The sequence below is a fragment of the Geobacter sp. PheSNFMC genome (assembly GCF_059620965.1).
In genome coordinates, this window is the sequence record NZ_JCAMRN010000009.1 from 12,787 (window position 1) to 34,134 (window position 21,348).

Annotated in this window: 17 protein-coding genes; 2 read left to right on the plus strand and 15 right to left on the minus strand. The window is 59.1% G+C overall.

Translation table 11 applies throughout. From position 1 onward, the window contains the following. Positions 1–40: 40 nt before the first annotated feature. The 6 genes from scpB to AC6CDK_RS03405 all read right to left on the minus strand — a co-directional run bounded on the left by scpB (position 41) and on the right by AC6CDK_RS03405 (position 5,078). Positions 41–625 carry an SMC-Scp complex subunit ScpB gene (gene scpB / locus AC6CDK_RS03380; protein WP_066357353.1) on the minus strand — a complete coding sequence of 195 codons (585 nt, stop codon included), beginning with the start codon at positions 623–625 and terminating at the stop codon, positions 41–43. Beyond that, complete coding sequence (locus AC6CDK_RS03385; RefSeq protein ID WP_066357351.1) at positions 612–1,418, minus strand: segregation and condensation protein A; 807 nt, start codon at positions 1,416–1,418, stop codon at positions 612–614. Before AC6CDK_RS03385 ends, scpB begins: the two co-directional genes overlap by 14 nt. Next, positions 1,415–2,398 (minus strand): tryptophan--tRNA ligase, encoded by a 984-nt coding sequence (gene trpS / locus AC6CDK_RS03390; RefSeq protein ID WP_066357349.1) that lies wholly within the window; start codon positions 2,396–2,398, stop codon positions 1,415–1,417. Before trpS ends, AC6CDK_RS03385 begins: the two co-directional genes overlap by 4 nt. Positions 2,399–2,463: 65 nt before the next feature. Beyond that, positions 2,464–3,144 carry a site-2 protease family protein gene (locus tag AC6CDK_RS03395; protein WP_066357347.1) on the minus strand — a complete coding sequence of 227 codons (681 nt, stop codon included), beginning with the start codon at positions 3,142–3,144 and terminating at the stop codon, positions 2,464–2,466. A gap of 144 nt (positions 3,145–3,288) precedes the next feature. Beyond that, positions 3,289–4,701: a type I glutamate--ammonia ligase gene (gene glnA, locus AC6CDK_RS03400; RefSeq protein ID WP_039644381.1), complete on the minus strand. Its 1,413-nt coding sequence runs from the start codon at positions 4,699–4,701 to the stop codon at positions 3,289–3,291. Positions 4,702–4,739: 38 nt separating this feature from the next. Next, positions 4,740–5,078, minus strand: coding sequence for a P-II family nitrogen regulator (locus tag AC6CDK_RS03405; protein ID WP_010942480.1), 339 nt, complete (start codon positions 5,076–5,078; stop codon positions 4,740–4,742). 437 nt (positions 5,079–5,515) lie between these two features. Here AC6CDK_RS03405 and AC6CDK_RS03410 point away from each other — a divergent pair, with 437 nt between their 5' ends. Then, entirely contained in the window at positions 5,516–6,274 is a 759-nt protein-coding gene (locus AC6CDK_RS03410) for a M23 family metallopeptidase (RefSeq protein ID WP_066357344.1), read from the plus strand. A gap of 18 nt (positions 6,275–6,292) precedes the next feature. Here AC6CDK_RS03410 and hrpB read toward each other — a convergent pair whose 3' ends face one another. The 5 genes from hrpB to AC6CDK_RS03435 are packed head-to-tail and all read right to left on the minus strand — an operon-like array spanning position 6,293 to position 13,538. Further along, a complete protein-coding gene (gene hrpB / locus AC6CDK_RS03415; protein ID WP_192905651.1) occupies positions 6,293–8,833 on the minus strand; it encodes an ATP-dependent helicase HrpB in 2,541 nt (846 codons plus the stop codon). Between the two features lie 35 nt (positions 8,834–8,868). Further along, positions 8,869–9,555 carry an HAD family hydrolase gene (locus AC6CDK_RS03420; RefSeq protein WP_192905652.1) on the minus strand — a complete coding sequence of 229 codons (687 nt, stop codon included), beginning with the start codon at positions 9,553–9,555 and terminating at the stop codon, positions 8,869–8,871. A 10-nt stretch (positions 9,556–9,565) separates the two neighbouring features. Next, entirely contained in the window at positions 9,566–10,384 is an 819-nt protein-coding gene (locus tag AC6CDK_RS03425; protein WP_192905653.1) for a phosphatase PAP2 family protein, read from the minus strand. Positions 10,385–10,389: 5 nt separating this feature from the next. Continuing rightward, positions 10,390–10,779 carry a VanZ family protein gene (locus AC6CDK_RS03430; protein WP_066357342.1) on the minus strand — a complete coding sequence of 130 codons (390 nt, stop codon included), beginning with the start codon at positions 10,777–10,779 and terminating at the stop codon, positions 10,390–10,392. Positions 10,780–10,784: 5 nt separating this feature from the next. Beyond that, positions 10,785–13,538, minus strand: coding sequence for an SLBB domain-containing protein (locus AC6CDK_RS03435; RefSeq protein WP_192905654.1), 2,754 nt, complete (start codon positions 13,536–13,538; stop codon positions 10,785–10,787). 238 nt (positions 13,539–13,776) lie between these two features. On the opposite strand from AC6CDK_RS03435, the gene AC6CDK_RS03440 reads away from it, so the two are divergent. Next, positions 13,777–15,216, plus strand: a complete 1,440-nt coding sequence (locus AC6CDK_RS03440; protein ID WP_039644369.1) for an MBL fold metallo-hydrolase RNA specificity domain-containing protein — start codon at positions 13,777–13,779, stop codon at positions 15,214–15,216. Positions 15,217–15,270: 54 nt separating this feature from the next. Here AC6CDK_RS03440 and AC6CDK_RS03445 read toward each other — a convergent pair whose 3' ends face one another. The 4 genes from AC6CDK_RS03445 to AC6CDK_RS03460 all read right to left on the minus strand — a co-directional run bounded on the left by AC6CDK_RS03445 (position 15,271) and on the right by AC6CDK_RS03460 (position 21,326). After that, positions 15,271–16,920 carry a capsule assembly Wzi family protein gene (locus AC6CDK_RS03445; RefSeq protein ID WP_039644367.1) on the minus strand — a complete coding sequence of 550 codons (1,650 nt, stop codon included), beginning with the start codon at positions 16,918–16,920 and terminating at the stop codon, positions 15,271–15,273. A gap of 150 nt (positions 16,921–17,070) precedes the next feature. Continuing rightward, positions 17,071–18,480 (minus strand): sugar transferase, encoded by a 1,410-nt coding sequence (locus AC6CDK_RS03450; RefSeq protein WP_039648216.1) that lies wholly within the window; start codon positions 18,478–18,480, stop codon positions 17,071–17,073. 422 nt (positions 18,481–18,902) lie between these two features. Then, the gene (locus tag AC6CDK_RS03455; RefSeq protein WP_496639714.1) at positions 18,903–20,159 is read right to left on the minus strand and encodes a glycosyltransferase; all 1,257 of its coding nucleotides are present in this window, start codon (positions 20,157–20,159) and stop codon (positions 18,903–18,905) included. A 42-nt stretch (positions 20,160–20,201) separates the two neighbouring features. Then, positions 20,202–21,326: a glycosyltransferase gene (locus AC6CDK_RS03460; protein WP_082833128.1), complete on the minus strand. Its 1,125-nt coding sequence runs from the start codon at positions 21,324–21,326 to the stop codon at positions 20,202–20,204. Between the last annotated feature and the right edge of the window lie 22 nt (positions 21,327–21,348).

Here is a 21,348-nt window from a genome sequence, read left to right on the forward strand (position 1 = left end):
CCTGTGGCAACGCATCGACATATAACATATACCACACTTACTACTCTCTGCCCTCTTCCGGAGGGGCTGCCAGCGGCAGTTCCTCCTGCTGCTCGAATGCCGCGGACTCGGAAAGTTCGCGGATCTCCTTAAGTGACGGCAGGCTCTTCAGGTCCCTCAGGGCAAACAGTTCGAGAAATTCGCGGGTGGTGCCGTAGATGAGAGGTTTTCCGGGAATATCGCGCTTGCCGAGAATCTTGATGAGCTTCTTCTCCAGCAGGGTCTTCAGCACTCCTCCCGAATCGACCCCGCGCAGGTATTCGATTTCGGCTCGGGTGACCGGCTGACGGTAGGCGATGATGGCCAGTGTCTCCAGAGCAGACTGGCTGAACCGGGCTGGCCGGGCCTTGGTGAGCCGCCGGATCACATCCCCATTGCCGGCGGGAGTCCGGAATTGGAATCCGCCACCCACCTCAGCCAGGACAATACCCCGGCCCTCTCCGCCATAGCGTTCCAGCAGGCGATCAAGAGCCTCGCGGATAGCGGCCCGGTCAAACTCTTCCAGCAGCGAGCAGAGACGATCCAGAGACAGCGGTGTCTCTGAAACGAAAAGCAGGCTTTCCACAAGGGACTCAAGCCGGTGCATCAGTCAACTCCCCGGCGGCATCCGCCGAATCCGGCACCGCCGGCGCGATCCAGATGGAGCCGTAGCGGCTCGCCTGTACGACCCGCACCATCTTCAGCTTGCACAACTCAAGCACGGCGAGAAAGGTCGCGATGAAAAAGTCCCTGTTGAATCCCTCGGGGAAAAGATCGTCAAACAGGAGCGACTCCTTGCCCTCCAGAGCGGTGAGGATATCGTTGATCCTCTCGGCAATGGTGATCGATTCGGAGCCCACTTCATGAAAGCTCTCCTGGGAAACCCGGTCGAGAACCCGCCGGAATGCCTCGATCAGTTCGAACAGCTCCACCTCTGCCGGCTCCTCCTCATGGGCCGGTTCAAGCTCATCCCCCGCTACGGCCCGCACATGCACGTCGCGGCCGAGCAACTCCCGTTCGGACAGGGTGAGCGCGGCCTCCTTGTACCGCTGGTATTCCAGCAACCTGCGCACCAGCTCCGCCCGCGGGTCGGCCTCTTCATCCTCTGTGCCGGACTCATCTTCGGGCGCCGGCAAGAGCATCCGCGACTTGATCTGGATCAGGGTGGAGGCCATGACGATGAAATCGCCGGCCACCTCCAGGTTGAGCTCCTTCATCATGCGTATGTACTCAAGGTACTGGCGCGTGATGGTGGATACCGGGATATCGTAGATATCCACCTCGTTCTTCTTGATGAGGTGCAGGAGAAGATCCAGAGGGCCTTCGAACACCTCGAGCCTGACCGTGTAGGGCGAAGCGGCTCCTTCAAGGCCGAGCGTGAGGGTTTCCCCTTCGCTCATAGTCTGATGGCGTCCCGGACATCGGTCATGGTCATGGTTGCCTCGCGGGCCGCCCGATCGCTTCCTTCGGCCAGAATCTCGTCCACCAGTTCCGGACGGGCCGCCAGTTCCACGCGCTTGGCCCGGAACGGCGCCAGGGTCTCCACCAGATGACGGGCAAGGATCTTCTTGCAGTCCACGCAACCAATCGTTGCACCGCGGCAGGCTTCGACGATTTCGGCCCGTTCGTCGTCAGGGACGTAGAGACGGTGAAGGTTGAAGGCCACGCACCGGTCCGGCTCGCCCGGATCGCTGCGGCGGACCCGCTGGGTGTCGGTCACCATGGACATGATCTTTTTGCTGGTCTCTTCGGCCGTCTCGGAGAGATAGATGGAATTGCCGTACGACTTGCTCATCTTCCGGCCGTCGAGCCCGAGCACCTTGGGGGTTTCCGTGAGGAGCGCCGCAGGCTCGGGGAAAACTTCACGGTAGAGGTAGTTGAAACGGCGGGCGATTTCGCGGGTTATCTCCAGGTGGGGGAGCTGGTCGTGTCCCACCGGCACCTTTCCCGCCCGGTAGAGGATGATGTCCGCCGCCATGAGGACCGGATAGCCGAGGAAGCCAAAGGTGGAAAGATCCTTGGCATCGAGGTTGTCCTGCATCTCCTTGAAGGTGGGATTGCGCTCGAGCCACGACACGGGCGTGATCATGGAGAGGATCAGGTTGAGTTCCGCATGCTGGGGCACGAGGCTCTGGCGGAAGATCACGCTCTTGGCAGGATCGACCCCGAAGGCAAGCCAGTCGATAACCATTTCGCGGATGTTGTCGCGGATCGCGCCGGTGTTGTCGTACTCGGTGGTAAGGGAATGCCAGTCAGCGGCAAAGAAGAAACATTCGTACTCCTCTTGAAGATCCCGCCAGTTTGCCAGCACCCCGTGAAAATGGCCGAGGTGAAGCTTGCCGGTCGGTCTCATGCCGCTTACTATCCGCTTGTTGCTCATTGCAGGCTCCTTGCCGGCACGGGACAACGGGGGATCATCGCTTTGCCCCCGGGTCCGCGCACCCGTTATCTCATCAGAAAATGCGTGACACTGTACACCAGACCGCTCTGGGGACCGGCAAGGATGCTGATGCCCAGATCCACCACTGGAGAGATGACTTTTGCAAATATGTTGGTGAAAAAAACCAGCACAATGATGACGATCATGCCGTAGGGCTCGAACCGCGCCAGGAGCTCGGCCTGGCGGTGGGGCAGAAGCCCCACGGCCACGCGGCCGCCGTCCAGGGGAGGCACCGGAATCAGATTGAAAATGCCCAGGAGCAGGTTGATGTAGACCGAAAAGGCGAGCATCAGCACGATCGGATCCAGGGCCATCTGAAGGGCTGAACTATCAGGCAGCATGCTGCCTGCCGCGGCCAGCCCGCGCATGGCCATGGCCGAGAGGAAGGCCAACGCGAAGTTGGTAATGGGCCCGGCGCCCGCAACCCAGACCATGTCACGCTTCGGATTGCGCAGGTTGCCGAAATTGACCGGCACCGGCTTGGCCCAGCCGATACCGACGATGAAAACCATGAGGGTGCCGAAGAGGTCCAAGTGCTTGAGGGGATTCAGCGTGAGCCGGCCCATGTAACGGGCCGTCCGGTCGCCGAGGCGGTCAGCGACAAAGCCATGGGAGACTTCATGGCAGGTGATGGCCATGAGTGCCGGCACGAGCATGATGGAGAGCTTGAGAAAGAAATTTTCCATGAATGGGGCTTTTTCACCTCGTAAAATCGGTCATTTCTAACAGATATGGGACAGAAAGTCAACGAAGCAGCCTGATCCGCCGGTGCAAAAAAGAAAGGCGGGATTGCTCCCGCCTTTCGCTTGCCGCAGATGCTGCCCCCTCAACTAGACGTCGTAGTAGAGAGCGAACTCGAGGGGAACCGGGCGCATCCGGACCTGGTTGACCTCGGCTTCCATCTTGTACTCGATCCACTTCTCGATGACGTCGGGAGTAAAGACGTCACCCTTGAGAAGAAACTCGTGATCGGCCTCCAGGGCCTTGAGGGCATCTTCGAGGCTTCCCGGAGCGGACGGGATGTCCTTGAGCTCCTCGGGAGAAAGCCCGTAGATATCCTTGTCCAGCGGCTGGCCCGGATCGATCTTGTTCTCGATGCCGTCAAGGCCGGCCATCAGCATGGCGGCAAAGGCCAGGTAACCGTTGCAGGAGGGATCCGGAGTCCGGTACTCGATCCGCTTGGCCTTCGGGTTGGTGGACATCATGGGAATCCGGATGGAGGCGGAGCGGTTACGGCTGGAGTAAGCCATGTTAACCGGAGCTTCGAAACCCGGCACCAGACGCTTGTACGAGTTGGTGGTCGGGTTGGTCAGGGCGCACAGGGCCTTGGCGTGCTTGATGATACCACCGATGTACCAGAGGGCCATCTGGGAAAGCCCACCGTACTTGTCGCCGGCAAAGAGGTTCTGGCCGTCCTTCCAGATGGACATGTGGCAGTGCATGCCGGAGCCGTTGTCACCATAGAGCGGCTTGGGCATGAAGGTAACGGTCTTGCCGTTGCGGTAGGCAACGTTCTTGATGACATACTTGAACCACTGGAGCTGGTCGGCGATGTCGACGAGGGAGGAGAACCGCATGTCGATTTCGGCCTGGCCGCCGGAGGCAACCTCGTGATGCTGGCACTCGACCCGGATGCCGACCTTCTGGAGCTCCATGACCATCTCGTTGCGGAGGTCGTTCTGGGAATCGGTGGGGGAAACCGGGAAATAACCTTCCTTGTGGCGCGGCTTGTAGCCCAGGTTGGGGAACTCTTCACGACCGGTGTTCCAGGCACCCTCCACCGAATCGACCACATAGAACGACTGGTTGGCTGATGAGTCGTACCGGACGTCGTCGAAAATGAAGAACTCGGCCTCGGGGCCGAAGAAAGCGGTGTCGCCAATGCCGGTCGACTTCAGGTACGCCTCGGCCTTACGGGCGATGTTGCGCGGGTCGCGGGTATAATCTTCCTTGGTGATCGGATCGAAAACGTTGCAGATGAGGGAAAGGGTCGGCACGGCGATGAACGGATCCATCTTGGCCGTTGCAGGGTCCGGCAGGAGGATCATGTCGGACGCGTGGATGGGTTGCCAGCCGCGGATGGAGGAACCGTCGAAGCCCTGACCCTCCTCAAAGGTATCTTCGCCGAACTCCGAAATGGGCACGGATACGTGTTGCCAGATACCCACGAAGTCCATGAATTTGTAATCGACCATCAGCGCGCCGTTCTCTTTGGCGAAGCTTACTACCTCTTGTGGCGTCATTTACACAATCTCCTTTCGAAAACAGATAGAATAGGATGCTACAGCGCGTCTTCGCCGCGTTCGCCGGTCCGTATGCGGATAACCTCTTCAACCGGAGTCACGAAAATTTTTCCGTCGCCGATGCGCCCCGTCTTGGCGGCCTGCTCGATGGTGTCGACCACCTTGGAAACGATGTCGTCGGCAACAATGATCTCCATCTTGATCTTGGGGATAAAGTCCACGACGTATTCAGCACCGCGATAGAGTTCCGTGTGTCCCTTCTGGCGGCCGAATCCCTTGACTTCCCCAACCGTGATTCCCTGAATGCCTATTTCGTTGAGCGCTTCCTTCACTTCATCCAGCTTGAACGGCTTGATAATCGCTTCGACTTTTTTCAAGACACATCACCCCCTTGGGATAGTTGAAAAGTTGGAGGATTATAGGTTTACCACCCCCAAAAAGCAAGGCGTATCCCCCCGGCGTCTTTGGTGAAGATATAAAAGCAAATAGTCTGCCCACGAAGAAAGAAAAATACAAACCATTGGTAAATTCGGCATGTTAAAGAGAATGGCTTGGCATCGGAAAGAAAACGGGGAAAATGTGGCACAAAATAAAGGCACTTCAAGATACCCTCTGCACACCAAATGGGCACAAATGCCCGAAAGTCCGTTTCAGCGGCATGGTTTGCAGGGTAGCTCCGCGCTTTCTTCCGGCCATCAGCCACTCCAGGCAAGGAACCAAACCCGGACAGCACTGCACCCGGCTTTAGCGGCAAACGGTCAACGCCCGGTTAAACTTGTCTTGTTCCCGGCCGATAGGTATAGTGGAGGCCATCATGATCCAGGGACACACGGTGCGTATCATCATGCTCGCTGCGCTGGTGGGGGTGACTGCTCCCGAACGGTCACGGGCCGACATTTACCGGTTCGTGGATGCGGACGGCGTGGAATGTTTCACCGACGCCCCCATGAACGGCAAGGCGTCGCTCTATCTGCGCGAAAAAAAGGCAGCCCGGCCCGTCACCCGCCGCACTGTTCCGCACCACCTGCGGGCGACCGGCATCACCGGGGCATCTCCCGCAATCAGCCCGACCACCCCGTTCCCGCCAGACGCATCCGCGGCGCCTCCGGTCCAGGGGAGGATAACCTCCCTGGTGGGTCTGCGCCACGATCCCATCGACGGCACCATGCGCGAACACCGGGGCATTGACATCGCCGTGCCCGAGGGGACCCCGGTCAGGGCCATCGCACCGGGGCGCGTGGCCTTTGCGGGCAGTCGGCCGGGCTACGGCACCATGGTGATCCTTGAGCACCCGGACGGCATCATCACCCTCTACGCCCACAACTCCATGAATGCGGTGGCTGAAGGGACAACCGTCTCCGCCGGAGATACCATCGCCCTCTCCGGCTCCACGGGGAGATCCACCGGGCCCCACCTCCACTTCGAAGCCTGGCGGGGCGACATGAACGTCACATCATCCTATCTGCCCGGCGCCCGGGGCGATCGGATCGGCACCGCCCCTACCCCCCGCGCCGCGGACACCATCCGCAAGATCCTCCAGGCCGACGGAACCATACTGCTGACCAACCACTGATTGCCGCCACCACTCCCGCTACCCTTCTCCCGCCCGTTTGGTCCTGCGGGTCGGGGCCGCGCTCCAGGGATCATCGGGCCAGGGATGCTTGGGGTAGCGTCCCCGCATCTCTTTCTTGACCTCCTGATATGCCCCGTTCCAGAAACCGCGCAGATCGGACGTGACCTGCAGGGGACGCCCTGCAGGGGACAGGAGGTGGACCACCACCGGCACCCGCCCCCAGGCCACGGCAGGGGTGTCGGCGCATCCAAACATTTCCTGCAGCTTCACTGCCAGGGTCGGAGCCCCTTCCGCATCGTACGCCAGGGGAATCCGCGAACCGCTCGGCACCGTCAGATGTGTGGGTGCCCCCCCGTCGAGACGGCGGAGCTGGTCCCAGGAGAGCAGGGCTTTCAGCGGCGGCAAAAGATCGAGAGACGCCAGGTCGGCCCGGCTCCGGGCCTTGCCCAGAAAGGGGCCGAGCCAGTCCTCGAGTGTTTCCAGAAGTCGTTCATCGGAAAGATCGGGCCAGCCGTCGCCGGGGCAGACCCGGCCAAGAAAGCGGACCCGTGCCCGGAACTGGCTGGCAGCCGGCGTCCACCCCAGGGCCGCAATGCCCGGACCGGTGCGCAGCCCCGCCAGCAAGGCGTCGCGGAGTTCATCGCTCGTGGCGGAGACGGGATGGCTCTCCAGAACGAGGGCACCGTAGCAGGCTTCATCCCGGGCGCTCACCCTTCCTTCCCGCTCGTCCCAGGTCACCCTGCGCCGGCGGATGATGTCGCCGGAGAACTCGTCGTGGAACCGCGCCGGATCAAGGGCGCTCGCCTGGCGGATCAGATCGTCCCCCCGCTCACCGCGCTCCACCAGATAGGCCACGATCAACTGCTCCCCGTGGAGGGAACTCCGCTCCGATAACCGGGCCCCTCTGCCGTTGGCCAGCAGATAGCGCCGCTCACCCCCCGGGCGGGCCTGGGCGATCCGATCGGGGTATGCCCACGAAAGCAGCAGCCCCGTTTCCCGGACCGGATCCGCAACCGCGCGCCCCTTTCCGTCCGGAGCAATCAGGCGCCGAAGATGCGATGCCACACGGTCCACTGCCCGGCAGGCAGAAGAATCAACCTGATGATCCCTTCCCCCTCTTCCCTGCCGCCACTGCCCAAGGGCCTCCACCCGGACGAGCATGTCGCAGCCGGCCCGCTCGACGGCCTGGCCGGCCCCGGCGTTACGCACGATGTCCCGCTCAGTGAGCAGCGCGGCCACGTCGCACGCAAAAGGCGCCGGACCGCGCTCGGCCGCGCGCAGCAGCATGTGAGCCAGGCGAGGATGGAGAGGCAGCTCAGCCATGCGCCGTCCCGTTTCGGTTATCACCCCCCGACCGTCAAGGGCATCGAGTGCCTTCAGAAGGTTTCTCGCCTCCTCCAGTGCCCCGCGGGGAGGAGGATCGAGCCAGGCAAGGGACGCCGGATCACTCACTCCCCAGTGTGCCAGGTCGAGGGCCAGCGGTGCCAGATCGGCGATGAGGATTTCCGGAGGATCTGCCGCCAGGAGCACCTGCTGGTCATGCTCTGGCCAGAGGCGGTAGCAGGTTCCCGGTCCCAGGCGGCCGGCCCGGCCGGCCCGTTGGGTCGCCGACGCGGCGGAAACCCGTTCGGTGACCAGCCGGTTCAGCCCCGAAGCCGGATCATACCGCAGCCGCCGGGTCTGGCCACCGTCCACCACCACGCGGACACCTTCAATGGTGAGACTCGTTTCGGCAATGGTGGTTGCCAGCACCACCTTGCGCCGGCCGGGGACCGGCAGGATCGCCCGCTCCTGCTCCTCGAACGGCAGATCGCCGTAGAGGGGCACCACCAGCGGGGCCTGCAGCGGCGGGTCGTCAGCGAGCAGTTGGCCGCAGCGCCTGATCTCTCCGGCGCCGGGGAGGAACGCGAGGATATCCCCTTCGCACTCGCGCACTGCAATCCGGACGGCACGCGCCACGGCCGAGGGGAGGTTCTCCCGGTCGTTGGGCGGCATGTGCCGCAGCGCAACGGGGTGGCTTCGCCCCTCGCTGGTGATGACCGGTGCGTTGCCGAGCAGGGCCGCGATCGGCGCCGCAGCCATGGTTGCCGACATGACGATGATCCGCAGGTCCTCCCGCAGCCCTGCCTGAACATCGCGGCAGAGGGCGAGGGCCAGATCCGAATGGATGCTCCGCTCGTGGAACTCGTCGAAGATCACGACACCGACCCCCTCAAGGAGCGGATCGGACTGGAGGCGGCGCGTAAGGATTCCTTCGGTCACCACTTCCACCCGGGTTCGGGCAGACACCCGGCGGTCGAAGCGGATGGCGTACCCCACTGTGGCGCCCGCCTCCTCCCCCAGACTGCGGGCCATCCAGCGGGCAGCATTCGTCGCGGCCAGCCGGCGCGGCTCCAGCATGATAATCCGTTTGCCGTTCAGCCAGGGAGCGTCAAGGAGCGCAAGGGGAACACGGGTGGTCTTCCCGGCCCCCGGCGGCGCCTGGAGCACTGCGGCGTTCCGCAGCTCAAGGGCCGTCAGCAGGTCGGGGATGACGTCGTCAACGGGAAGGCGGTTCATGGGGAAGAGGGGTGGAAGCGTTGTACTCGCTAACCTTACTCCTGGCCGGTCAATGCCACCAGGTCGTCAAGGCTCACATCGGCCAGGGAGTCGACGACCCTGCGGGCACCACCGAGCCGCACGGCGGGATAGCTGTTGGTGACGGCAAGGACACCGATCCCGGCCCCCGTGGCCGAGGCGATGCCGGCCGGCGTGTCTTCTATCGCGATGCATGTGTTCGGCCGGATCTGCCGATCGGGAAAGGTCGTTGTCAGCCGCCGCACCGCCAGGGCGTAGCTGGCCGGGTCGGGTTTGCTGGCCGACACCTCGTCGGCGGTGACCATGACGTCAAAACTATTCGAAAGACCGAGCCCCTCCAGAATCGGCAGAATGTCCGAGCGGAGGGCGCCGCTGCAAAGCGCCAGGGGGCGACTGGCCCTGATGCTCCTGATCAGTTCGACAACCCCCGGATAGGGCGTGACGCCGGAAGCGATGATCCCTTGGAACGCAGCCGCCTTGCGGGCGATGAGACCTTCGAGTTCGCGGTCTTCCAGGTCCGCGCCCCGCACCCGGAACGCTTCCCGGAAGGCGTCCCGGTCGTCATAGCCCATGTAGACCTCCACGTAGGCCTCCCAGGAATAGCCGAACCCCATCGGCTCGAGAATGGCCTGGAACGCCCGGTAGTGAAGCGGTTCGGTATCGACGATGATCCCGTCGAAATCGAAGATGACGGCAGACAGCATGAAAAACCTCCTAAAATTTCCCTACCAGGGCAAGGGTGGCAGCGCCGTCCGCCACTGCCGGCACAAGCACCAGATTTCCGCCGCCGGCGTGGTAACGGGTGACGATCCTGCCGGCCAGTTCACCGATGGCGGCCCCCAGGAGCACGTCGCTGGCCCAGTGCTTTCCCTCTTGCATGCGGGAAAACCCCACAAAGGCGGCGGTGGCATAGGATGCGACACCTACCGGCACGCTCCCGGATGTGGACGTGATGACCGAAGCCAGTGCAAAGGAGCTGGCCGTATGCATGGAGGGCATGGAATCGTAGTCTGATTCCAATGACAACGGACGAAAGGTCCCCGATCCCTTGCCCGTCAGGGGCCGGGCGCGGCCGATGGCCTGCTTGAGCACCAGCGTTGCGGCATCTGCCAGGAGCGCCGCCTCGCCCATCATGAGCCCCGCATCCCGCCAGCGGGGGGAACCGGCCAGCAGTCCGCCACCGTAAACGGCACCCGCCACTCCCAGATGAATGACCGGGTTACCCACGAGACTGCCGGCATCGGTGACCCGGTCGAGAGTCCGGCCGCGCGTTCCTGCCACCTCGTCACGGATATCCTCGTCGAACTGCGACAGGACTCCCACTGCTCCCGCCACGGCCAGGGTTCCCCACAGGGCACCGTTATCGATGCCGAAGGGTGCCGTTACGAAAGCGGCGGCCTCGTCGCGGAGCGTCCGTGCCTCCCGGCCCAGGAATTCACCCGACCAGGGCATATCCTCCGCTGCTGCCGTAGCTGCCGTGAGCGTCACCAGAACGGACGCCGCAACCATCGCCCCCATAAGGTGTCGAACCATCACTCCTATGCCTCCCTGTTCCCGGCAGTACCCTTGCGGGAGGCAAGAAGACAGACGAGACCGGCTCCCACCGCGTCCGCCACCAGATCACCCAGCTCGGCGGTGCGCGTCGTGGTCAGCGTTGCCTGGGCAACCTCGATCAGGGCGCCGTACGCCACGGTGGCGCCAAAGGCCCAGAGCCAGCAGCGGCGCACACATTTTCCGTACACGACCAGGAATCGCCCGGCACACCACGCAAGTGCGCCAAAGGCAACAGCATGCTCCACCTTGTCCCAGCCGGGGAAGGGAAGCGGTTCCGCCTTGGGTGCCGGCATCAGGGTCAGGACAAGGATAGTTCCCCCCCAGACGGCGAGAAGAACCGTGTAGAGCTTCCTGCGGGATTCCGGGGTAATCATTCCGGCTAGAGGCCTGCCGCGATGATCACGCCGGCGGTTACGGCTACCTGTGCCAGGATTGTCGTTATGTCCTTGATCTCCCGCATCCAGGCGATTCGCTCAAGCTTCTGGGGCACCACGAGCGTATCTCCGGGCTCCAGGGGAGACGACAGGAATCCGCCGAACGTCCAGCGCCGGGCATAGTCGTCCCAGCGGATGCCGAACGAAGACTGCTGCCTGCTGAAGACCGAGCCGTCAGCCTTGATAAGATACATGTCATCCAGTTCGGCATCGCGGGTGGCGCCGCCGGAACGCTCCAGGTAATAGGCCACGTCCCTCTGCGCAATATGCAGGAACGAGGTGGGGTTGTAGACGGACCCCATGACCGACACCACGCTCGGTGTCGGGGGTATGTAGAGCTCATCCCCACCCTCCAGCTCCAGATCATAGGGGCTGTGTGCAAGCGCCTCGGCCTGGGCGAGCCGGATCACCACCCGCCCCTCGGCCTTGGAGGTCTTCAACTTCGCCAGACTCCTCAACAGCCCGTCGAGGGCGGCCTTGGTGGCTTCCAGTTCCTCGCGGGACGCCGCCACCGACGAGAGTTCAGCCTGCTTGCGGTAGACATCCTGCTCAGTCCGGGTAATGACCTCGTCCATCCGGCGCTGCTGTTCCTCCCGTACCGACCTGCGGGTGAACTTGGCCCCCTTGAGACTGGCACGCTCGGTATAGCCGCCTGCCCGGGCGATGACCGAACTCAGCCGCTCCCCCTTGGCAATGGAATAGGTGCCGGGAAATTTCACCTCGCCCCGCAGGGTTACGAACCGGTCGCTGGCCTCAAGCCAGTTCTCGATACTCCGGACGATGAGGACATCGTCGGTCTGCAGGGGGAGGTTATGGTCGGGATCGCCCGCCATGGCCTTCTCGAGGTTGATATCCAGACGGGTCGCCCGCGCACCGTCGCCATTGACATCGATCCTGGTCAGCTCCGCACTGCCCAGAAAGGCATTGCGCTTGGGGCTGCCGGCCACGGTCACCAGATCGCGCACCGTCATGCGCGGGAAATACTCATAGCTGCCCGGGTTGAGCACTGCCCCGCTGATGGACACCGTATGCTTCTCGAGCATGTCGGCCCGGGAGAACACCCGCACCGTGTCCTGCTCCTGAAGGGGGAGATTTTCCTTGGGATCGCCCTGCATTGCGGCCCGCAGATTGAAGGTGACCACTTCCCGGCGGTACTCGGGAAGGGCAAGCCGCGTAATTTCAGCCGACTCCAGATACGATTCGGGAAGAAGGGCCGACGGATCCGGAAGAATATCCCTGACCCGCATTCCCTCCTTCAACTGATAGGGACCGGGCCGCGTCACGTTCCCCGCCAGGGTGACCACCTTGCGCACGGCATCGAACACCGGGAACACGGTGACCATGTCGCGGTCCTTCAACTCCACCCGGGAAAGCTCGGCCTCCAAGTCGCCCCCCTTGGGCTCATAATCGAGCACGACCCGGGCGCTGTTCCCCTCGATCCGCTCCAGTTGGATACGGCCCGTATCCCCTGCCGCCGTGATCCCCCCTGCCATGACCACCAGCCGGGAAAGCGACATCGCGCCCTTCAGCTCGTAGATGCCGGGACGCCGCACTTCACCCGCAACAGCCGCAACCGGCCCGATCACCGGCACAAATACCGTATCGCCGCTTTGCAGCCTCACGTCATTGCTACGGTCGCCGTTGAGAAACATATCATAGAGATCAACAGACCGGGGCTCGGCTCCCGGCCGCGACACCCTGATCGACCGCAGGCTCCCGTTTTTCGAAGGCCCCCCGGCCGCGGCCAGGGCGTTGACCACCGTGGCCAGGGAACTGACACTGTACACCCCGGGCGTTTCCACCTCACCCACCACGTAAACCTGAATGGTCCTGAGGCTCCCCAGGGTCACGTTCAACTCGTACCCCTTGTAGTAGCGGGCCAGGGCCTTGTCTATGGCTTCCCGCGCCTGGCCGTAGGTCAGCCCCCAGAGCTTCACCGGACCGATGCGCGGGATCAGGATCTCGCCGTTGCGGTCCACCGTCGGCTCATAGCGGGCGGTGAAGCTGCCCCACACATCGATTCTGATGGAATCGCCCGGACCAACGACATAGTCGGGGCCCACGGGCAGATTTTCGGTCACGGCAAGACTTGCGAGACTGTTTTTAAAGAATTCATACCCGAACTGGCGGAGAGATCTGTTGAGGGGAGTCGGTTCGAGCTTGTCCAGCAGCGTCGGGCTCTGGCGGGCAAAAGCACGCTCCAGGGACGAAGCGGACGCATCCAGGGCCGTGGGGATAACCCTCATCTCCTCGGAGGCAAGCACCAGCTTGCGATCCGCGTTATAGCCCATGACCCTCACGAAATAGGGCCGCTCATTGGTCAGATTCTGTAGTCTGAAGGTGGCGGCGAGACCCGCGTCGACCTTATTGCCGTATGCGTTAGGCTCGGTACCGTAGTGAATCACATAGTTCGACGGGGTTTCCTCCGGGCTCTTGGGTGCCGTTGTCGATGCCCAGGTGAGAACGATCTGTCCGTCGGCAGGTTCGGCCTTGAGCAGCAGCTTCGCACCTTCCTCCGTCTGTTGCTGGGAAAGCTGTCCGGCAGCCTCACCAACGGCGGGCGCCGCACCCTTGCTTTCGGAGAGCTGGCGCACCACGGCCTCGGGGGCCTCGACCGCCCTCGCAATGGAGTTGGCAGTGCCGGCAACACCGGCAATCAGGGTGAACAAAGCGATAACGTTTGCCTTCCAAATCCTCATGCGTCGTACCTCTATCAGGCTGCTGTTAATACTGGTGCGGCCGGCCAGCGTTGGTGCCGCTCGACGTACCGGCGGCCATGCCCGGCTGAATAACGGCGTGCTGCGGACATGTCTCGATAATCCTTAGTACCTTTACCTCGCCTTCCAGTCAACCGGAAATGCGCATATGCCCTTGACTTCTCCCCTGGCATTTATTAACAGATTTACACACTGATTCGATTAACTTCGGGGAGAACCGATGCAGATCATCCATCATGGCGGTAAATTCGGCGTCACCGGGTCATGCCACGAGCTCGTCATTTCCGACAGCGCCGCCATCCTCATTGATTGCGGCCTGCTCCAGGGGAATGACGACCGCAACGGCAGAGGTGGCAGAACATCGCCTTTCATCGACTTTCCCCTTGAGCGGATCAAGGGGCTGGTGCTCACCCATGTCCACATCGATCACTGCGGTCGCATCCCCCACCTGCTGGGAGCGGGGTTCCAAGGGCCCATCTGGTGCAGTGAGGCATCCGCCCTGCTCCTTCCCCTGGTCCTCGGTGATGCCGTCAAAGTCGGCATCAGCCGTGACCGGCACCTCATCGCCCGCTTCCTCGATAGCGTCAAAAAACGACTGATCCCCCTCCCCTACGACAGGTGGCACCACCTGGGATGCTGGGACGGCCGCTCCGTTTCGCTGCGGCTCCAGCAAGCGGGACACATCCTTGGCTCGGCGTACGTGGAGGTGTCGGTCAATCCGTCGCCTCAACCGGAGCAAACCGCAACCATCACCGGGCCAAGGGATGACACGATCGTTGTCTTCTCCGGGGACCTGGGCGCGCCCTTCGCCCCGTTGCTGCCCGACCCGACACCGCCCGAACGGGCAGACATCCTGGTTCTCGAATCAACCTACGGCGACCGGCAGCACGAGGGACGCGAACAGCGCCGGGAACGACTGTACCGGGTCATCGTCCGGGCGCTTGAAAATCGCGGCGCCCTTCTGGTGCCCGCCTTCAGCATCGGCAGGACCCAGGAACTGCTCTACGAGATCGAGGACCTCATCAGCCGGCACCGGACCGAAGAGGCGGCCGCCGGCCTGCCGTGGGACGACCTGGAAATCATCGTCGACTCTCCCCTGGCCCTCAGCGTCACCCGGGTCTATGACCGGCTGCGCAGGCTCTGGGACAAAGGAGCGCTCGAAACCATTGCGCAGAACCGTAACCCCCTATCGTTCGAGCAGATGACCATCATCGAGAGCCATGCCGACCATTGGGCCACGGTGGAGTACCTCCGCAAGACCGCCCGTCCCTGCATCGTCATCGCCAGCGGTGGCATGTGCGCAGGGGGACGTATCGTGAACTACCTGAAAGCCCTCATGTCAGACCCGCGCACCGACATCCTCTTTGTGGGCTACCAGGCCGCCGGCACCCCGGGAAGGGATATCCTTGAGGCGGCACAACAGCGCCGGGAAGGCGACGCCCCGGTCTTCATCGACCTGGACGGCGGCACCTACCCCCTGCGGGCGGCCGTCCACACCATCAGCGGCTATTCGGCCCATGCCGACCAGCGGAATCTTGTCGAATTCGTCGAGGGAATTGCCGTCTCGCCAAAAATCATCAAACTTGTGCACGGGGAAGAGGCGGCGCGGACTGCACTGGCAGGGGTCCTTGCAAAGAAGGGGTATGAGGTGGAACATTAGCCTAGCAGCGATTATTCATCAGGACAGTGGGAATGGCCGGGAATCGTGGGGGAATCAATACCGGTAGGTAAACGCCAGGGTCGCGAGCTGATTGGTCCGGTCGCTGCCCGGCACGAGATCCACGTTGGAAATCCGCTCCCAGCCGTAATTCACGTTAAGATCCACATCACCGTAAAACGGCAGGCGCCAAAAGGCGCGGAGCGCATCTTTCCGTTCAACAGCCTGCATGACCCCGTTTGCCGGATCATACCTGCCGGCGCTGTTGACTTTCAGACGCCCTTCCTGTCCCCGCTCGGTGTGAAAATATTCCAGTGCCAGCGAGTTGCGGGCCGAGAACCAGTGACTGTACCGGATGAAAAACTCCTCTGCCGCCCCCCCCTGCGAATGCCCGGGGGTCATCCCCTTATACACGTAGCCGGCCGGAAACTGCCAGTCGGTATAGTGCATGACACTCCCCCGATAATACTCGAACCGCAGGTCGTCCCGACCGGAAGGCGTCAGGCAGGGGATGAAGATACCGGCCACATAGCTTTCCACAAACGGCCAGAACGACGCCGAATCCTCGCCCGAATACTCGCCGTAAATCTCCGTGTTGCGCAGCCAGGGAATCCTGAATCGCAAGTCGATCCCCGCGATCGAGTTCACATGATCGTTATCGGCGCCACCGAAAATCTGATCGAACAGACTCACATCGCCGGTGAATCCCGGCCCCCCCTCCTGGCGCACCAGGTTCGCGCCGATCTCGAACCAGGGCTTCGGCTTGAGGGTGAGCTTCATCCCGAAAAACCACGGCTTCCGGTAATCGGCGCCACTCCCCGTTGCATCGAAGCGCGAGCCGATCAGGACATACTTGAAGTCGCCCAGGTACTCCTTGATCCAGCCCACATCAACGGGTTCAGGGCTTGAAAGCTTGACCATGTCGAAGTTGGCGGCATTAGTGGTCAGGGTCGTGGCGCCGCGATAGCCCGGCCCAAACCAGTTGGCGTCCCGACCGACCTCCAACTCGATCCCGCCGCTCCCGAGCTTCAGATATCCCTTCTGCAGGCTCAAACGGTTGGTTTCATCCGTGTGCAATGCGTTCGGCTCCACCAGCACGGTCGCATAGCGGCCGAGGTACCCTTCCATGCTCCAGCGGAACTCAAGGTTATGCCCGTCCCCGTAGACAACCCCTTCGTTATTCTCCAACAGAGGCGTACCCTCGGTTCCGGACTGGTGGGCCACGCTGGGCGGCTGAGGTCTCAGGTTCCCGCCGATGAACCCGAAAGCGGACTGATTTGCCGGATCGAGCACATCCCGGTTGTAACTGCGGGGCTTTCCATCCAGGTACACATACCGCAACCGGGCGGAAGCCACCGGCGTATAGTCTACCAAAGGCGCCTTTTCCGGCTCTTTCCTCAGGGATGCCTCCCGGGGGACCAACTCCCGGATGCGCTTGATAACCTCGAACGCCAGCGGGGGAATCTGTTCTTCGTTTTTCACGAGATTCGCCTCAGCCTCCAGGAGAAGCCGGGCCGCTTCGGCCTTCGAGTATGGCCTTATCCCCTTGGTATCAGAGGTAATCAACCCAAAACCGGCAAGTTTGTCCAGGTATTGATAGACAGGGCTGTCAAGAGGGATGTTGTTCGAGGCGAGCGCCCAGACATGCCCGGGGAAAGCGGAAAGGAGGAACAGAACGATTAACAGTCCGAGCGGGATACGATTCATTGGGTCACTTACTCAAGAGGGATCTGAACGGTTCAACACGGCACTATATGCTGAATTTATTGGCGATTACGAGCCGATGCTAGCATGAAATGCAGAGAAATCAATTAAAAATCACGTACCCTGCCCGTGCATCACGTGGTGGTCTATAGCCTACTGTGCCCCTGTACCGAAAAAGACCACACCGACCGTCTTGAAGATAATCTTCAGATCCAGCCAGATGCTCCACTGATCTATATATTTCAGGTCAAGCTTTACGATCTCATCAAATTCGTTGATGCGGTTTCGTCCGCTGACTTGCCAGAGCCCCGTAATTCCCGGACGGATCGAGATGCGTCGTCGATGCCAGTTTTCATACTTGGCCACCTCGTCCGGAGTCGGCGGTCGCGTGCCCACCAGCGACATCTCGCCGCAGAACACGTTCCAGAACTGGGGCAACTCATCCAGGCTCGTCTTGCGGAGGAACTTGCCTATCCGGGTGATCCTCGGATCGTGAGCAATTTTGAAGATGGCACCGCTCATTTCGTTGAGATGCTCAAGCTCCTTCTTGCGATCTTCTGCATCGACATACATTGAACGGAATTTCCAGCACTTGAAAATGCGGCCATGCTCCCCTACCCGCTCCTGGCCGAAAAAAATCGGCCCTGGAGAATCAAGTCTGATCGCCAAGGCAATAAAAGGATACAGGGCGCCGGTAATAAGCAGCCCTATGGTGGAGCCGAAAAAATCAAGGCACCGTTTGAGGAACAATTGGGTGGCATCGAAATTCTTGCTGTAAAACGTGAGAATGGGGATCTCATCGTGAAACATGCTCATCTCACGCCGGGAAATCTGCATCTCATAATGGTCCAACACCATGCGGACCGTTATCCCCATCTCCTCCAGATCGTGCAGATAGTCGTCGATATTCTCTTCCCACTGGCGGGAAAGACAAAAGACAACTTCATCAACGGGGTTTGATTTGCAGATGTCCACAAGTTGAGGCATGGTGCCCAGCACCTTGTAGCCTGACAACGTGTCAGGCAGGGAATTTGTTTTCACTCCGAGAAACCCGACTACTTTGAGTCCCCAGTCGGAGTGCTGCTCAACCAGATGAATGAACCGTTTCGAACGCTCGTTAGTGCCGACTATGAGAATATTTCTGAAGTTGTAACCGCGTCGCCGGATATGGGAGAGAATCAGCTTGAGGGTCAGTTTACCGAGGGTAAGAAGTAAGAATGAAAGCAGGATGAAAATGCCGAACAGTATTCGCCTGAAGCCGCCGGGCTCTATGAAATAAATCAACGATGCGGTGATTATGCCGCCGATAACGTGAACTTTGAGTAAATCACTTATGAGCTTGGGGATGGAATGGGTTCGCGTCGATGCATACATCCCGTATTTTGAAAGCAAGAGGTGCCAGACGGGGATAATTACCAGCAAAACCCAGAGGTAGTGATAGAAATCGCCAATGCTGCCGATTCTGCTCCTTATCTCATAAGCAACGGCAAAAGCGATAAATATGAGCAATACATCGACAAGCTTGTTAAGCAAGGTAAATTGTTTAGCTTGTTCTTTCAACATATTCGATAACGACACTAAACTGCTGAGGTACAAGTCTGTATAAATAAGTTATAATTTCAACTCGACTTCCGTACCCAGCAAAACGTGTAACACCCCATGATTATTATTAGTTTGACATCTTGATCTGGCTTAAAAAGCTTTGTTTCCCAATAAATCCACCCGTACAGAAAGAGGGTTATGTGAGCCAGATTGTAACAGGGATTGCAACCGTAGAAAACCAGATAAGTTCACTCTTTCACAGTGACAACCTCGGCCTGCTATTTCGGCAAAACCAACATCGAAAAAGAGAAAGTGATGTGTCTCGATTCCTTGCAAGCCCTAAATCCCACCTGTCAAATCCGAATGCAGCAGCCAAGCCTACGTAAGCGTCTACCCCTCAAGCAAGTTCCGCACACACAGGGCCGCTAACAGCAACGACCTACTTACCTGGCTAACCCCGCCAATAGATGCAAATAGTCTCGTTCAACCTTTTCGAATAGGAAGTACCTACCAATCATTTTCTTGCCGTTCTCGGAAATTTCCATCATGAAGGCGACATCGCCGAAAAGCCTGATGACAGAAGCGGCAATCTCTTCTGGTGAGTTGGCGATCAGACACTCTTTGCCATGGTTTGCCGGAATCCCTTCAATCCCGATATCATTGGTTACGACCGGAATGCCGTGCGCCATCGCATCGAGTATCTTCGTCTTGATCCCGCTGCCAAACGCTATTGGCGTCAGAAATATATGACATTCCGCAAACAAATCATCAACTGAATTCACGTAACCCGAAAGATGCACTCGAGGATTTCGTTGGGTAATCATCACTGCTCTGTCATCATAGCTCCCGGCGATGTCGAAAATATAGCTGAAACCTCGTTGTTCGAGGGCTGGCAAGACTTCATCAATGATATATCTTATACTGGCGAGATTCTGGTTGGTTAACAAATTCCCGAAAAACAGCAATCGGCAGGGAAAAATGCAATTAGATAACGTGCCGGGGGAAACGCGCCTCACCGTCGGGGGAATTGAATGAATATTCCCCCCCCCCGTTGTTGTTTTCAACCCCTTCGCTTCTAATGGTGAGACAAGAGTCACTACATCGAATCGATTGACCGCCTCTTTCTCGCGTCGGCCTATCTTCAGAGCCTCGTATCGCAGCACGATGGGTTTCAGATAACGGTTCGCCAGACGGGTTATCGCTCGTGGGAAAATCGCATAAAATGTTCCCAGCAGGTCATCATCAGCAGACATATTATATGAAAACCGTATGTAACGTCCCGAAAGCAGATCGTCCATTTCCAGAACCTTGGGGATATCCTCATCCTCAATGAACTGACCGCATCTGATCATGTCCGCTATGACAATATCCGGTTTGAACGTCGCCAAGGTGGCACGTATTTTCCTGCAGGCAGCACGAGAAAAGAAAAGCCTTTCTTGCAAAGACTTACGATGTTGAAACAAGAAATTGAACAACAATTCAGGTTTGGAAGGGAAATAGAGTGGTTCAACAAGACTTAATCCTAATTCTCTTTTGATTTCCGCGCAGGTTTCTTCGGAATTGGCGGGATCTTTTTCGAAATAAAGAAGGCCGAGTCGATATTTATTTTTGAGCATCGACAGAGACTGGACTATCATTCTTTCGCGCCCGCCAGTAACGGGCACTGGTTTTCTTGTGGCAATATATAAGACTCTAACCACCTATCACGGCTCCTTTATACTTAACCTTTGGCAACCGGCAACTTAACACATCACCTCCGCTAAAAACTGTTGTAACTTCTGTGTCTGACGTAAAAACGAGAAACTATCCGCATTGGGAAATTCACCGCAGAAAACGAGTTTATCAAGTGATCCTTGCGTGTTTATAAAATCGATCCATTGCTCTGGCGTATCCATAACAACCACTGATGGATCCGGGGCAAGACTCAGCCCTTGAATAGCAAGTGGCGTACATATCATAGGCATTTTATTATAGATGCCCTCAGCGACTTTGACATTGACGCCTGCACCAGTGACGATCGGATTAACCATTACGTCAACAGCATTCCAGATCATTCCGATATCATCAACAAAGCCATGACCAATAACGTTTCTTCCATTACCAAGGTGCTCCGACATCAAACCGAATAGATGCAGTTCATAGTCGATCGAAAGATATGGCAGAATATATCGGGACAACCATGAAACAGCATCACGATTTGGCCACCACTCCATATTCCCGAGAAACCCCAATAACACCTTCCCCCCCTGAAACGCACTCCTCTGCCGCACCACAGGTGAATAATCAAAGGATGGATTCAAGGCGAGTACGTTCATTCCGGCACCGAGCGCGTTCCAGAATTCTCGGTCTTCGCAGGAAATGGTGATCAAATTACCCACTTCCCGCACCTTATCGCGTTCGAATTGTCTGTATTTAACAGCATCTCTCTTCAACATAGAGCCCATAACAGGCCAACCGTTATACTTTTCAACGTATTGCATGTACAAACAATGCTCAATGTTATGGGAAATATGGATTACCGGTACATTACGAGGGAGCAAGTCAACTACCCAAAGCATCTCAGCGTGGTCGAGAACAACAAGATCGTATTCGTTTACTGTCAATTCATGCTGGATTCTTTCGGAAAATTCTCGTGAATAAAAATATCGTACTTTTGCTGGAAACTCCGAACAGGCAGACTGTAACAATGAAGAGATTTTCCTAAATGTCTTGGTAACTTTGGGATTTGATGGCAGGCAATACAACTCCGAGATCTCAATATCCGGGATCGCAGAATTAATAAGCTTAACAACTGATGAAGAGAATACGGAGCCGCCATTGGATAAACTTTCATCCTTGACATGGGAAACGAACAAAACTGTTAACATCGACGGTCCTTATTCGTGATCC